Source organism: Streptomyces sp. NPDC059743 (assembly GCF_042732975.1).
Lineage (GTDB): Bacteria > Actinomycetota > Actinomycetes > Streptomycetales > Streptomycetaceae > Streptomyces.
Genome location: NZ_JBHWGS010000015.1, coordinates 1 through 14,212, shown reverse-complemented (window position 1 = coordinate 14,212; position 14,212 = coordinate 1). Strand labels below are relative to the sequence as shown.

9 protein-coding genes, 1 tRNA gene and 1 pseudogene are annotated in these 14,212 nt (G+C 67.8%); 5 read left to right on the top strand and 6 right to left on the bottom strand.

Annotated features, from left to right (window positions below; all coding sequences use genetic code 11):
* Positions 1–66 precede the first annotated feature (66 nt).
* From ACFV6H_RS25660 to ACFV6H_RS25640, 5 genes are all read right to left on the bottom strand, one after another.
* Positions 67–1,491 carry an OFA family MFS transporter gene (locus ACFV6H_RS25660; protein WP_385546270.1) on the bottom strand — a complete coding sequence of 475 codons (1,425 nt, stop codon included), beginning with the start codon at positions 1,489–1,491 and terminating at the stop codon, positions 67–69.
* Between the two features lies 1 nt (position 1,492).
* Entirely contained in the window at positions 1,493–2,881 is a 1,389-nt protein-coding gene (locus ACFV6H_RS25655) for an OFA family MFS transporter (protein ID WP_384986716.1), read from the bottom strand.
* Positions 2,882–3,289: 408 nt separating this feature from the next.
* Entirely contained in the window at positions 3,290–5,428 is a 2,139-nt protein-coding gene (locus ACFV6H_RS25650; protein ID WP_385546266.1) for an acetate--CoA ligase family protein, read from the bottom strand.
* A 3-nt stretch (positions 5,429–5,431) separates the two neighbouring features.
* Positions 5,432–6,688: a formyl-CoA transferase gene (gene frc, locus ACFV6H_RS25645; RefSeq protein ID WP_093599270.1), complete on the bottom strand. Its 1,257-nt coding sequence runs from the start codon at positions 6,686–6,688 to the stop codon at positions 5,432–5,434.
* 12 nt (positions 6,689–6,700) lie between these two features.
* Complete coding sequence (locus ACFV6H_RS25640) at positions 6,701–8,386, bottom strand: thiamine pyrophosphate-binding protein (RefSeq protein WP_385546263.1); 1,686 nt, start codon at positions 8,384–8,386, stop codon at positions 6,701–6,703.
* 148 nt (positions 8,387–8,534) lie between these two features.
* Between ACFV6H_RS25640 and sucC the strand changes: the two genes are divergently transcribed.
* The 4 genes from sucC (at position 8,535) to ACFV6H_RS25620 (ending at position 12,702) form a co-directional block, all read left to right on the top strand.
* Positions 8,535–9,668 (top strand): ADP-forming succinate--CoA ligase subunit beta, encoded by a 1,134-nt coding sequence (gene sucC, locus ACFV6H_RS25635; RefSeq protein WP_385546260.1) that lies wholly within the window; start codon positions 8,535–8,537, stop codon positions 9,666–9,668.
* A 98-nt stretch (positions 9,669–9,766) separates the two neighbouring features.
* Positions 9,767–10,669: a succinate--CoA ligase subunit alpha gene (sucD, locus tag ACFV6H_RS25630; RefSeq protein WP_384986723.1), complete on the top strand. Its 903-nt coding sequence runs from the start codon at positions 9,767–9,769 to the stop codon at positions 10,667–10,669.
* 211 nt (positions 10,670–10,880) lie between these two features.
* Complete coding sequence (locus ACFV6H_RS25625) at positions 10,881–12,440, top strand: aldehyde dehydrogenase family protein (RefSeq protein WP_385546256.1); 1,560 nt, start codon at positions 10,881–10,883, stop codon at positions 12,438–12,440.
* Between the two features lie 177 nt (positions 12,441–12,617).
* Positions 12,618–12,702: transfer RNA gene (locus tag ACFV6H_RS25620), tRNA-Leu, on the top strand.
* Here the strand turns inward: ACFV6H_RS25620 and ACFV6H_RS25615 are convergent.
* Positions 12,684–13,316 (bottom strand): hypothetical protein, encoded by a 633-nt coding sequence (locus ACFV6H_RS25615; RefSeq protein ID WP_385546253.1) that lies wholly within the window; start codon positions 13,314–13,316, stop codon positions 12,684–12,686. The genes ACFV6H_RS25620 and ACFV6H_RS25615 overlap by 19 nt on opposite strands.
* Positions 13,317–13,510: 194 nt before the next feature.
* Between ACFV6H_RS25615 and ACFV6H_RS25610 the strand changes: the two are divergent.
* A pseudogene (locus ACFV6H_RS25610) lies at positions 13,511–14,052 on the top strand (IS5 family transposase); the annotation flags it as partial.
* Positions 14,053–14,212 lie beyond the last annotated feature (160 nt).

Here is a 14,212-nt window from a genome sequence, read left to right as displayed (position 1 = left end):
CTCCGTGCGACTTCCGAGGAAGCCGCGCGGAGGGCCGTCTGTGTGATGACGCCCGCCCTCACCGGGTCAGGCGGGCGCCTCACCCGGCGCGCGCGTACGCGCCCACGGCAGTACGACACTCCTTCGCCCGCGTTCCGGACCGCCGGGCTGCCGCAGTACCAGTGAGAGTCCCGCGGCGATCAGCGAGACCACACCGGATGCCACGTACGCGCCGACGAAGCCCCACGAGGCCACCACGACCGCGCCGAGACCACCGCCGAACAAGCCGCTGATCAGCTTGGCGCTGTAGACCATGCCGTAGTTCGAGGCGTTGTTGTTCTCCCCGAAGTAGTCGGGCACCAGCGCGGCGAACAGCGGGTAGAACGCACCGCCGCCGAAGCCCGACAGGAAGGCGAAGACCAGGAACAGTGTCTGGTTGCGGATCTCGCCCGCCCACAGCACACCGAACTGGGCCACGGCCAGCGTCAGACACACATAGGTCAGCGTGGTCCGCCGGCCCAGCTTGTCCGACAGCCAGCCCACCACACCACGCCCGGTGCCGTTGATCACCGACATCACACCCATGGACGACGCCGCGATGAGCGGGCCGAAGCCCATCTCCTTCGCGAACGGCACCTGGAACGAGATACCGAAGATCGACACACCGGCACAGCAGAGCATGCAGAGCCACATCAGTGGCACCACACCCGTCTTCAACGCCTCCTTCGGCGTGAACTGCCGTACCGCGGGCGGGTTCTTGGCGAGAGCCCTGCCGGTCTTCGAATCCCCGGCGATATTGAGCGGATCCACCTCCTCCGGCCACCAGTTCTTCGGCGGATCCTTGAAGAACAGGCCCGAGACCAGCGTCAGCACCAGGACATAGATCCCCACCAGATCGAGCACCGTGTGGTAGTTCGAGGTGTCGAAACCGTAGGTGAAGAGGAAGATGAACGGCACGGCGCCATAGGCGAACGCCCCGTTGACCAGCCCGGTTTTGCCGCCCCTGCGCTCCGGGTACCACTTGCCGACCATATTCACACAGGTCGAGTAGATCAGTCCGGAGCCGAGCCCGCCCAGCAGGCCGAAGCCCACCAGCGCGAGCCAGATGTTCGGCGCATGACTGAGGCTGACGAATCCCACCAGCGAGAAGAACGAGCCGATGAGCATGGCCGCCCTGCTGTTGAGGATGCCCTTCTCCCGCAGCCGGCCGGCCGGGAAGGAGACGGCGGCCTGGAAGAAGATCCAGACGCTGAGCACCCAGAAGGTGTTCGTCGAACTCCAGTGATGAGCCTTGGACAGGGTCTCCTCCGCAGCCCCGAAGGCGTACTCGAAGACGCTGATGGCGAGCATGGCGAGCCAGGGCAGCGCCACCATCGTCCAGCGGGGGAGGCCGAGGATCTGCCGGTCGGATTCACCGATCCGATAGACACGGCCGCGTGCGTCGGTGATTTCGCGGTAGCCCGCGCCGGCCGAAGCCGACGCGGACGTACCGGAGAGAGGTTGTGCTGTCATTTCAGGCGATCTCCCGACCGATCGGGTTGGGGTTGGGCTGGATCTTCTTGTGACTCGGCCTGCCTGGCGCCTTCAGGAACAAGGCCAGTACCGCCGATGCGAGACCGATGCTTCCGGCGATGATGAACGCGCCCTCGTAGTCCCAGGCGGCCACCACCACGGCTCCCATACCGGAGCCGACCAGGCCGGATATCAGCTTGGAGCTGTAGACCATGCCGTAGTTGGAAGCGTTGTTGTTCTCGCCGAAGTAGTCCGCCGTCATCGCCGCGAAGAGCGGGAAGATCGCGCCGCCGCCGAAGCCGGAGACCATCGAGCAGAACAGGAAGAACGGCATGCTTCCCATGGAGCCGGAGACGAGCACACCGAACTGCGCGCTGCCCAGGACCAGACAGACGAAGATCAGTGTGTTACGGCGTCCGTACCGGTCGGAGATCCAGCCGATGACACCGCGTCCCGTTCCGTTCACGATCGCCTTGAGCGACATCGCGGTTGCCACGATCCCGCCCGCGAAGCCCATGTCCTTGCCGAAGGGCACCTGGAAGGCGATACCGAAGATATTGATTCCGGCCGTGCAGAGCAGGCAGAACCACATCATCCACAGCACGGGTGTCCGTGCCGCTTCCTTCGGTGTGTACTGCTTCAGCGCCGGCGGGTTCTTCGCCAGCGCACGCCGGATACGGGGGTCCTCCGACGTCTTGAGCGGGTCCGCTCCCGTGGGCCACCAGTACTTCGGCGGGTCCTTGAAGAACCAGCCGGCGACGGCGACGACCAGGCAGCAGATGACACCGACAGCCACCAGAACTGTCTGGTAGTTGCTCAGGTCCATGTACGAGGTGAAGAGGAAGACGAAGGGCACGGAGCCATAGGCGAAACCGCCGTTGACGAGGCCGGTCTTGCCTCCCTTCCGCTCCGGATACCACTTGCCGACCATGTTCACACAGGTGGCATAGACCAGACCCGCGCCTATGCCGCTGAACATTCCGAAGCCTATGTACGCCACGATCACATGCGGCGCGAAGGCCAGGGAGAGATAGCCGAGGACCGTACCCAGCGCGCCGAGCATCATGGCGTACCGGGCGGGCAGCTTGCCGCTCTCACGGAGCTGCCCTGCGGGGAAGGCCACGGCCGCCTGGAAGAAGATCCAGACACCCATCAGCCAGAAGATATGCCCGCTGCTCCACAGGTGTGCCTCGTGCAGAGTGTCCTCCGCCGAGGTGAACGCGTACTCCGACGAACTGATGCCCATCATTCCCATCCAAGGGAAGAGCACCATCGTCCATCGGGGACGGCCCATGATGTGCCGGTCGGTCTCACCGATCCGGTACACACGGCCGTTGCCGTCCGTCACCTCCTTGTAGGGGACGGAAGTAGGGATCTCGGTAGTTGTCATGTGGTGTTGCACCCCTTGCATCGAAAGAGCTGGCCAGCGCCCCCTGTCCAAAACCTTTCGTGCTGCCCCGGGCGGGCTAGGTCATCGGTAACCTCCCAACCACCTGACCGGTGTGCCGTTCTGACGGTGCGCCAGGTTTGCCAGGGATACGGAACTGACGGTGTCTCGTGAAGATCCCGCGGTCCTGGCCCACTGGCTGTGTTGTCCCGGGTGCAACCCCCGGACCTCCGGCGGCCCCGGGTACGAAACCCGGTCCACCGGACGACTGTGTGTTCTGACGGTGTGTCATATCAGCGGATGCGGTGTGCTCGCGGCGTATCACAGCAGCCCCGCAGCCCGTGCCCACCGGCTGTGTTCTCCCGGGGGCAACCCCCGTACCCCCGGCCGTTTCGGTGTGCTCGCGGCGTATCACAGCAACCCCGCAGCCCGCGCCCACTGATACTTCGCACCGAGCGCGGCGACCGGTTTCTCCGTGGTGTACGGGTACGCCACCACACCGCGCTCGAAGAGGTACTGGCACGCCTCCTCCACCTCCACATCGCCCGCGAGCGACGCCACCACCGGCTTGTGGATGCCACGGGCCCGGAACTCCGCCACGACCCGCGCCGTCAGTTCGGCGAAGACCATCGGCGGAGTGACGATCGTGTGCCAGTACCCGAGCACCAGCGCGTGGATCCGCGGATCCTCCAGGCCCAGCCTGATCGTCGCCTCGTAGGTGGAGGGAGGCTCACCACCGGTGATGTCCACCGGATTGCCGGCCGAGCCGAAGGGCGGGATGAAGGCACGGAACGCCGCGTCCAGATCCGGCGGGATCTCCATCAGCGACAGACCGTTGTCGACGAGGGCGTCCGAGAGCAGCACACCGGAGCCGCCCGCGCCCGTGATGATCACGACATTGCCGCCCCGCGGAGTGGGCATCACGGGCAGCGCCCGCGCGTACTCCAGCATCTCGCCCAGCCCCGGCGCCCGGATGACACCGGCCTGCCGCAGGATGTCGTCGTACACCGCGTCGTCACCGGCGAGCGCGCCGGTGTGCGAGCCCGCCGCCCTGGCCCCGGCCGCCGTGCGCCCGGCCTTGAGGACCACCACCGGCTTCTTCGGTACGGTCGCGCGCGCCGCCTCCACGAAGGCGCGCCCGTCCTTGAGGTCCTCCAGATGCATCGCGATGCAGTCCGTGTTCGGGTCCTCGCCGAACCAGGTCAGCAGATCGTCCTCGTCGAGGTCCGACTTGTTGCCGAGGCCGACGATCGCCGAGACGCCCGTCCTGGTGGTCCTGGCGAAGCCCAGGATCGCCATACCGATACCGCCGGACTGCGAGGTCAGCGCCACGCCGCCCTTGACGTCGTACGGTGTGCAGAAGGTGGCGCAGAGGTCCTGCCAGGTGGAGTAGTAGCCGTAGATGTTCGGCCCCAGCAGCCGTACGCCGTACTCCTCGCCGATGGACACGATCCGCGCCTGGAGTTCGTGCTCGCCGCTCTCGGCGAAGCCGGACGGGATCAGCACGGCGTTCGGTATGCCCTTGCGGCCGACTTCCTCCAGGGCCGCCGGGACGAGCTTCGCGGGGATCGCGAAGACCGCCACATCAGGCTCACCAGGCACGTCCATCACGCTCTTGTACGCCTTACGGCCGAGTATGTCATCGGCTTTGGGGTTCACCGGATGGATCTCGCCCGGAAAACCGCCGTCGATCAGATTGCGCATGACCGAGTTGCCGATCTTGCCCTGCTCGCCGGAGGCCCCGATCACCGCGACCGAGGCGGGCTTCATCAGCCGTCCCATGGACGCGAGGATCTCCTCGCGGGTGTACGTACGCCGCGCGGCCGGAACCTCCCTGGTCAGCAGGATCCGTACGTCGGCGGCCATCACCCCGTTCTCGGACGCGAACACCGGATTGAGGTCGACCTCCGCGATCTCGGGGAAGTCGGCCGCCAGCCGTGACACCTTGACCACCAGCCCGGCCAGCGCCTCCCGGTCGACGGCCGCGCCGCCGCGCACGCCGCGCAGGATCTCCGCGGCGCGGATCCCGTCCAGCATCGACAGCGCGTCGTCCCTCGTCGCCGGCGCGAGCCGAAAAGTGACATCCTTCAGGACCTCCACCAGGACTCCGCCGAGGCCGAAGGCCACGATCTTGCCGAAGGTCGGGTCGGTGACGGTGCCGATCAGCACCTCCGTACCGGCCGGCACCATCTGCTGCACCTGGACGCCGAAGATCCGCGCCTCCGGGTCGTACGCCCGGACATTGGTGACGATCGACAGGAAAGCGCCACGTACCTCCGCGGTCGAATTCAGGCCGATTCTCACACCGCCCGCCTCCGTCTTGTGCAGGATCTCCGGAGAGACGATCTTCAGTGCGACCGGGAAACCGATCCGGTCCGCGAGAGCCACGGCGTCGTCGACGGTCTCGGCGAGCGCCTCGGCCGGGGTGGGAATGCCGTACGCGTCCGTGACGGCCTTCCCCTCGGGAGCGGTCAGGGCCGTACGGCCTGCGGCGAGCGCGGCGTCCAGGACCGCCCGTACGGCCTGCTGATTCGGTTCCGTGCTGTCCATCGGCTAGATGACTCCGTTCGACTTGAGCAGGCGCAGTTCCTCGTCGTCGAGACCGAGCTCGCCGATGTACACCTCTTCGTTGTGCTCGCCCAGCAGAGGTGAGGTGACGACGTCCACGGGGGAGTCGGAGAGCTTCAGCGGGTTGCCGACGGTGGTGAACGAACCGCGCTTGGGGTGAGGGACCTCGATGACCATGTCGTTCGCGGCCAGCGAGGCGTCCTCGATGATCTCCTTGGTGGAGAGGATCGGTCCGCACGGGATGTTGTGGGCGTTGAGCTTCTCCAGCACCTCCCACTTGGGCAGGGTGCTCGTCCACTCCTCGATGAGCTGGAACATCTTGCTCAGCTTGGGCAGCCGGGCCTCCGGCGTCGCCCACTCCGGGTCGTCCGCCAGCTCGGGCCGGCCCATCAGCTCGGTGACCGGCCGCCAGCCGACGGGCTGGACGATCACATACACATAGTCGTTGGGGCCGCCGGGCGCGCATCTGACCGCCCAGCCGGGCTGGCCGCCGCCGCTCGCGTTGCCGCTGCGCGGCACCTGGTCGCCGAAGTCCTCGTTCGGGTACTCGGCGAGCGGGCCGTTGGCCAGCCGCTGCTGGTCGCGCAGCTTCACCCGGCAGAGATTGAGCACGGCGTGCTGCATCGCCACATTGACGCGCTGGCCGCGGCCGGTGTGCTCACGCTGGAAGAGCGCGGCGAGAATGGCGGCGACGGCGTGGATGCCGGTGCCGGAGTCGCCGATCTGCGCGCCGGTCGCGAGCGGCGGCCCGTCCTCGAAGCCGGTGGTGGCCATCGAGCCGCCCATGGCCTGCGCGACGACCTCGTACGCCTTGAAGTTGGTGTACGGGCCGTCGCCGAAGCCCTTGATGGAGGCGTAGACGATCCGCGGATTGATCTCCCGGATGCGCTCCCAGGTGAACCCCATACGGTCCACGGCTCCCGGACCGAAGTTCTCCACCATCACATCGGAGCGGCGGATGAGCTCCGTGAGGATCTCCTTGCCGCGCTCCGTCTTGGTGTTGAGGGTGATGGACCGCTTGTTGCAGTTGAGCATCGTGAAGTACAGCGAGTCGACATCGGGGATGTCACGGAGCTGCTTACGGGTGATGTCGCCGGTGGGTGCCTCCAGCTTCAGCACGTCGGCGCCGAGCCAGCCGAGCAACTGCGTGGCCGAGGGCCCGGACTGAACGTGCGTCATGTCCAGCACCCGTATGCCTGTGAGCGCCTTCGTTCCCACTGCGGTCTCAAGAGCCTGCGTCATGAGGGGGCTCCTCTACTTGTACCTGGTCTGGTTCATGGTTGCGGGGACGTACGCGTCGGGATCGACCCGGACGTTGATCAGCGAGGGCAGCCCGGACTCGCGGGCCCGCCGGAGCGCGGGCGCGATGTCGGCCGGGTCGCGTACCTCTTCGCCGTAACCACCCAGCATCTGGGCGAATGTGTCGTAGCTGATGTCTCCGAGGTGGTGGCCGCCGGCCCGCTCACGCTTGTGGCCGTATGCGGCGGCCTCGGCGTAACGGGTCGGATCGATCGGGGAGTTGTTGCCGATGATGCCGACGAACGGCAGGTTGTGACGGACGAGGGTCTCGAAGTCCCAGCCGGTCCGCGGGAAGGCGCCGTCGCCGAAGAGCGCCACGACCTCCTTGTCGGGCCGGGCCCGCTTGGCGGCGAGGACGAACGGGATGCCGACACCGGGCGTGCCGAGCGGGCCCGGATCCAGCCAGTGACCGGGGGACTTGGGCTGGACGATCTGGCCGGCGAGGGTGACGATGCCGCCGCCGTCGCCGATGTAGACCGAGTCCTCGGTGAGGAACCGGTCGATCTCATGGACCAGCCGGTACGGGTGGATGGGCGCGGCGTCCGAGGTGAGCTGCGGCAGCAGCTTGTCGGCCGCCGTCCGCTCGGCGGTACGCAGCTCCTCCAGCCAGGCCTTGCGCCGGACGGAGCCCGAGTCGATCCGCGCGCTCGCGGCCTCGGTGGCCGACGAGAGCACCAGGCCCGCGTCGCCCGTGATGCCGAGATCGATGTCGCGGTTCTTGTCGACGGTGCGGTGGTCGAGATCGATCTGGACGACGGTCGCGGTCGGCGAGAGCCGTGTGCCGTATCCCACGCGGATGTCGAACGGAGTGCCGACGACGACGATGAGATCGGCGTTGGCGAACGCGTACGGGCGGGAGAGCTCGAAGTGGTGCGGATCGCCGGGCGCCAGGGTGCCACGGCCCGCTCCGTTCGTATAGGCGGGTACGTTCAGCGCCCGCACCAGCGCGACGGCGGCGTCCGTCCCACGGGTCGTCCAGACCTGGCCGCCGAGCAGGACGGCCGGCTTCTCGGCCCGGACGAGCAGATCGGCGAGCTTCTCGACGGCCTCGGGGTCACCGGCCGCGCGGGCCGGGGCCCGGTGGTGACCGGCCTCGGGGATCCGGGCCTTCTCCAGTGGCACCTTGGCATCCAGTACATCGCTCGGGATCTCCAGGAAGGACGGGCCGGGCGCGCCGAGGTAGCACTCGCGGAACGCCATCGACACCAGGCCGGCCGCGTGTGCCGGGTCCGGCACGGTGGCGGCGAATTTGGTGACCGGGTCCATCAGGTCCACGTACGGCGGTTCCTGGAGCGACCCCATCGTGTGCCGGCCGTCCGCGCCCCGGCCGCCGATGAGCAGCATCGGGGACTCGGCGCGGAACGCGCCCGCGACGCCGGTGAGGGCGTCGGTGATACCGGGACCGGAGGTGACCAGCGCGCAGCCGGGCCGGCCGGTGATCCTCGCGTGGCCGTCGGCGGCATGGACGGCCGTCCGCTCCTGCCGTACGCCGACCACGTCGATGCCTTCGTCGGCGCAGCCGTCATGGAGGTCGGTGATCCGGCCGCCGCCGAGGGTGTAGACGACCTCTACACCTTCCGCTTTGAGTACCTTGGCGACCAGATGACCACCGGAAACAAGCTCCTGGCTGGCATCGGACATGAGGGCGGTCCTGTCCCTTCGTAGGGGAGGGCGGTGGCCCTCCCGGTACATTGCATACAGTCGACGAATACTGTATGAAGCTTGTTATCCCGCATCCGGTGGATGGTGTCCAGGGGGCGTGCGGCACTTTCGTCAAATGGGAGCCGGCATGGATCTGTATGAGCACCAGGCAAGAGAACTCTTCGCGGACTACGGCATCCCGGTGCCCGAGGCCGAAGTGGTGGAACTGGCCAGGGAGGCCCGGTTCGCCGCCGAGCGTCTCGGCGGCCGTGTGGTCGTCAAGGCACAGGTGAAGACGGGCGGCCGGGGGAAGGCGGGCGGCGTCAAGCTCGCGATCGACCCGGCCGCCGCCGAACTGACCGCGCGTCAGATCCTCGGCATGGATATCAAGGGCCACACCGTCAGGAAGGTGATGCTCGCTCAACCAGTCGACATCGAAGCCGAGTTCTACGTTTCGTATGTCCTCGACCGTGCGGCGGGGACCTTCGTCGCGATCGCCTCGGCCGAGGGCGGAATGGAGATCGAGGAGGTCGCGGCCAGCCGTCCGGAGGCTGTCGCCCGTATCCCGATCGATCACAGGGAGGGAGTCACCGAGGCCAAGGCGGCGGAGATCGCCGCCGCCGCGAAGCTGCCTCCGGACACCGTTCCGGTACTCCAGGCGCTGTGGCAGGTGCTGGTCCGCGAGGACGCCCTGCTGGTCGAGGTGAACCCTTTGGTACGTACGGCGAACGGGCTGATTATCGCCCTCGACGGCAAAGTCACTCTTGACGACAACGCGCGCTTCCGGCAGGTGCGTTGGGGCGACACCGGAGAGGATCCGCACGCCGATCCGCTCGAAGCCGCCGCGGCGGCCAAGGGGCTCAACTACGTCAAGCTCGACGGCGAGGTCGGCATCATCGGCAACGGCGCGGGCCTGGTCATGTCGACTCTCGATGTGGTCGCCGGCTGCGGCGCACGTCCCGCCAACTTCCTCGACATCGGGGGAGGGGCGTCCGCGCAGGTGATGGCGGACGGGCTGTCCGTCATCCTCTCCGATCCGGACGTCAAGTCCGTGTTCGTCAATGTCTTCGGCGGCATCACGGCCTGTGACGCCGTCGCCGAAGGGATCGTCCAGGCCCTGGAATCGGTGCGGCTGACCAAGCCGCTCGTGGTGCGCCTCGACGGCAACAGCGCCGCCCGCGGCCGTGCGATCCTCGCGGACCGCGCGCATCCGCTCGTGGACCAGGTCACCACGATGGACGGGGCGGCCCGCCAGGCCGCCGTACTGGCGTCCGCCGGATAGCCGGCCAGGACGCCTCACCACCAAGAGGTCCGGCACGTCCGGCACCAAGAGGCCCGACCACCCGGATCCGGCCACCCGGCTCAAGGAGAGCGGACACCATGGCGATCTTTCTGACCAAGGAGAGCAAGGTCCTCGTCCAGGGCATGACCGGCGGCGAGGGCATGAAGCACACCCGGCGGATGCTCGCCGCCGGCACCGATGTCGTCGGCGGTGTCAACCCGCGCAAGGCGGGCCGTACCGTCGACTTCGACGACCGCGCCGTGCCCGTCTTCGGCTCGGTGCGTGAAGGCATGGAGGCGACGGGCGCGGATGTCACGGTCGTCTTCGTACCGCCGCCGTTCGCGAAGGCCGCCGTCATCGAGGCCGCGGACGCGGGCATCGAACTGGCGGTCGTGATCACCGAGGGCATCCCGGTCCATGACGCGGTCGCCTTCCAGGCGTACGCGAAGGAGCGGGGCACCCGTATCGTCGGTCCCAACTGTCCCGGACTGATCAGTCCAGGACAGTCCAACGCGGGCATCATCCCGGCGGACATCGCCGCCAAGCCCGGCCGGATCGGACTCGTCTCCAAATCCGGCACGCTCACTTATCAGCTCATGTACGAACTGCGCGAGACGGGCTTCTCCTCGGCGGTAGGAATCGGCGGCGATCCCGTCGTGGGCACCACCCATATCGACTGCCTCGCCGCGTTCGAGGACGACCCGGACACCGAGATCATCGTGCTCATCGGTGAGATCGGCGGCGACGCGGAGGAGCGGGCGGCGGCCTATATCGCGGCCCGTGTCAGCAAGCCGGTGATCGGCTACATCGCCGGATTCACCGCGCCCGAGGGCAAGACCATGGGGCACGCGGGGGCGATCGTCTCCGGCTCCTCAGGGACGGCCGAGGCCAAGAAACGGGCCTTGGAGGCGGTCGGCGTACGGGTCGGCTCGACTCCCTCGGAGACGGCGAGGCTGGTCCTCGACCGCCTCGCGGCGACACGTGACGTCACTCATAATTGAACGGAGTGCGTGCCGCGGCGCAAGCCGACGTCAAGTAAGCCGAGTAAGTCGAAATAAGCAAGAGATCGCGTCCCATGACGAGTCCCATGACGACCTGATTCTCTCCATCTCCACTGCTATCTCCACCTACATCACCACTCCTTGCCTTCCGGCTTCCACGGCAGGCAAGCCGAGCCATGTCATTTCCCGCCCCTGAAAGCGGAGACCCTCAATGGCACCCACCCTCACTCCTCAATTGACTCTGTCGCTGAAGCCCGGCACAGCCTGGTCCGACGCCTGGGAGCGCTGCCTCGCCGTGGCGCCCGAGGCCTTCCAGGACGACCGTGTGCTGAATCTCTGGGCCGGCTCGTGGCAGTCCGACGGCCGCGCCCTGCCCGCCACCAGCCCGGTCGACGGGAGTCCTATAGCGGGCCCGCCGCGGCTGGACGCGGCCACCGCCCAGCAGGCTGTGCGAGCCTGTCTGGACGAGCACCGCGTGTGGCGGCACGTTCCGCTCACGGTGCGCAAGGCGCGGGTGAGCGCCACGCTCGACGCGCTCACCGAACACCGTGAACTGCTCGCCCTGCTCCTTGTGTGGGAGATCGGCAAGCCGTGGCGCCTCGCCCAGGCCGACGTCGACCGTGCGATCGACGGCGTGCGCTGGTACGTGGACAACGTGGACCGGATGCTGGAGGGCCGGAGCCCGCTGGCGGGCCCGGTCTCCAACATCGCGAGCTGGAACTATCCGATGTCGGTCCTGGTCCACGCCATGTTGGTGCAGGCGCTGGCCGGCAACGCCGTGATCGCCAAGGCTCCCACCGACGGGGGAGTGGCCTGTCTGACGCTGGCCTCCGCGCTCGCCGTCCGCGAGGGCATCCCGATCACCCTGGTCAGCGGCAGCGGCGGCGAGCTCTCCGAGGCGCTCGTGCGCTCACCGGAGATCGGCTGTGTCTCCTTCGTCGGCGGCCGGGACACCGGCGCCAGGATCGCCACCGCGGTGGCCGACCTCGGCAAGCGCCATGTGCTCGAACAGGAGGGACTGAACACCTGGGGCATCTGGAACTACAGCGACTGGAGCGCCCTGACGGCCGTCATCCCCAAGCTGTTCGACTACGGCAAGCAGCGCTGCACGGCGTATCCGCGCTTTGTCGTCCAGCGCTCGCTCTTCGCGGACTTCCTCGCGGCGTATCTGCCCGCCGTACGCTCCATCCGGCTGGGCCATCCCCTGGCGGTCGAGCAGTCCGGGGACCCGCTGCCCGAGCTCGACTTCGGGCCGCTCATCAACGCGGCCAAGGCCAAGGAGCTGGCGGACCATGTGGCCGAGGCGATCAGCCGCGGCGCGGTCCCGCTGCACGAGGGATCGCTGTCCGACGGTCTGTTCCTGCCTGGCCAGGACACCAGCGCGTACCTCCCGCCGGTGACTCTCCTCAATCCGCCGCCGTCCTCACCGCTGCACCACGCGGAGCCCTTCGGCCCGGTCGACACCATCGTCCTGGTCGACACGGAGGCGGAACTGCTGGCCGCGATGAACGCCTCGAACGGCGCCCTCGTCGCCACTCTCTCCACCGACGACCCGGCCACCTACGCCCGGCTCTCCCCGCAGATCCGCGCCTTCAAGGTAGGCCACGGCAAGCCCCGCTCCCGCGGCGACCGCGACGAACTCTTCGGCGGCTTCGGCCACTCCTGGCGAGGCGCCTTCGTCGGCGGGGAACTCCTCGTACGAGCGGTCACGGACGGCCCTCCGGGCGAACGCCCGCCGGGCAACTTCCCGGACTACCACCTGATGCCCTGACCCTGCCCCTGACCGACAGCCACTGACACCGCCCCGCGAGCGCGTGGGGTGCCGTACGGCATATCCCACACGGCCCCCCACGCGCCCCCTGACCACCACATATACGGGTGAGGACCACCCCGATCCCCTGGTATCGTTATCCCCGTCGCCGCGCACAAACCCGCGGTTCGACCACTCGTCCGGGTGGCGGAATGGCAGACGCGCTAGCTTGAGGTGCTAGTGCCCTTTATCGGGCGTGGGGGTTCAAGTCCCCCCTCGGACACGAACCATTACCCCACGGGGTGATGCGGAAGCAGTGACCAGGTCCGGATAGAGGTTCGCCTCTGTCCGGACCTGGTGTTTTCCGGGGTGGTAGGTGCCTTGTATGCCGAGGCTGCGGTAGACGGCGGCCTTCTCCTGAGGCGTGGCGCCGTGGATCGCGGCGATGATGTCGCCGAGGCCGGTGATGAGGGTCTTGATGTCTTGTTTCGACGAGGCCGCCTTCCGGGGTATCGCGCGCAGGCGTGCCTGGGCTTTGGTCTTCTCGGCCGTGACCTGATTCGTCCATCCGACGATAGTGGCCGGGTCTCCGCCGGCGTCGAGGGCGGCCTGGTAGCGCGCGAGCTTGGTGTCGCACTCACGGAGCTGCTGCTGGATCCGCTCCGTCTCCGCGCCGTTGTCCTCGGTGTCGTTCCTGGCTGCCTCGGCCAGGGCTGTGAGCGTGGTTTCCAGTCGGTGGGGGGCGAATGCCCGGACGAGCCAGGAGTCGAGCGGGCCGATGACGTCCGCTTCCCGGAGAAAGACGTTGCGGGGGTGCTGGATCCGGTTGGCGAGCGCGTACTCCTCGGGGAAGCGGCAGCGGTAGTAGGGCTCGTGGTGGCTCTGCTGGCCTTGCATCTTCCGCGAGCACAGACCGCAGGTCATGGCCCCTCGGAAGATGTAGTGGTTGCGGCTGCGGCGGCCCTTGTTCTCCTGGGGTCCGCGGCCACGGGCGGCGAGGAGTTCCTGGGCTGCCGTGAAGGTCTCCTGGGCGTCTAGGCAGTGTCTGGCGGATCGTGTGACCGTCGGATTGCCTGCTCGTTGTACCCGGTATGGGGCGGGGTGATCTGACGAATACGGAGTGGGTCCGGCTGGAGCCGTACTTGCCGGTATCGGGACGGCGTGGCGGACGGTGGACCGATCACCGGAAGATGATTAACGGGATCTTGTTCCGGGTCCGAACGGGCATACCGTGGCGCGACCTTCCCGGGCGTTTCGGCGGTTGGAAGACCGTCCATGAGCGGCACCGGCGCTGGTCGGCGGACGGCACGTGGGACCGGATCCTGCGCGCCGTCCAGGCCGACGCCGATCTCGGGGGCCGGATCGACTGGAGCATGGTCGGCGTCGACTCGACGTCCTGCCGTGCCCATCAGCACGCGGCCGGCGCCCGGAAGGGGAAGCCACGCGTCCCGAAAAAAGGACAACGCCCCGGCACCACCGCCCCGACGAAGGACTCGGACGGTCCCGGGGCGGCCTGACCTGCAAGATCCACCTCGCGGGTGAAGGCGGATGCCGGCCGATGGCCTTCCTGCTCACGCCCGGCCAGTGGGGCGACGCACCGCAGATGATCGAGGTCCTCAAGAGGGCCTACGTCTTCCATGGCACCGTAACCGCCGCCGCGATCCGCTTATGGCTCCGACCGTGATCCGCCGGACAGGGCCTAGGTGTATTGATCACGAGCGTTGTTGACACGTGCCGGTGCTTGATCATGGCGAAGACCTCCGGTGTGGTGGAGCTGTCTAGGACTGCACCGC

What these genes read in the sequence shown, in the direction of transcription:
- ACFV6H_RS25625 (WP_385546256.1), top strand. Translation starts at nt 10,881, where the DNA reads ATGGCACCCACCCTCACTCCTCAATTGACTCTGTCGCTGAAGCCCGGC.
- sucD (WP_384986723.1), top strand. Translation starts at nt 9,767, where the DNA reads ATGGCGATCTTTCTGACCAAGGAGAGCAAGGTCCTCGTCCAGGGCATG.
- frc (WP_093599270.1), bottom strand. Translation starts at nt 6,688, where the DNA reads ATGACGCAGGCTCTTGAGACCGCAGTGGGAACGAAGGCGCTCACAGGC.
- ACFV6H_RS25655 (WP_384986716.1), bottom strand. Translation starts at nt 2,881, where the DNA reads ATGACAACTACCGAGATCCCTACTTCCGTCCCCTACAAGGAGGTGACG.
- ACFV6H_RS25615 (WP_385546253.1), bottom strand. Translation starts at nt 13,316, where the DNA reads ATGCAAGGCCAGCAGAGCCACCACGAGCCCTACTACCGCTGCCGCTTC.
- ACFV6H_RS25660 (WP_385546270.1), bottom strand. Translation starts at nt 1,491, where the DNA reads ATGACAGCACAACCTCTCTCCGGTACGTCCGCGTCGGCTTCGGCCGGC.
- sucC (WP_385546260.1), top strand. Translation starts at nt 8,535, where the DNA reads ATGGATCTGTATGAGCACCAGGCAAGAGAACTCTTCGCGGACTACGGC.
- ACFV6H_RS25650 (WP_385546266.1), bottom strand. Translation starts at nt 5,428, where the DNA reads ATGGACAGCACGGAACCGAATCAGCAGGCCGTACGGGCGGTCCTGGAC.
- ACFV6H_RS25640 (WP_385546263.1), bottom strand. Translation starts at nt 8,386, where the DNA reads ATGTCCGATGCCAGCCAGGAGCTTGTTTCCGGTGGTCATCTGGTCGCC.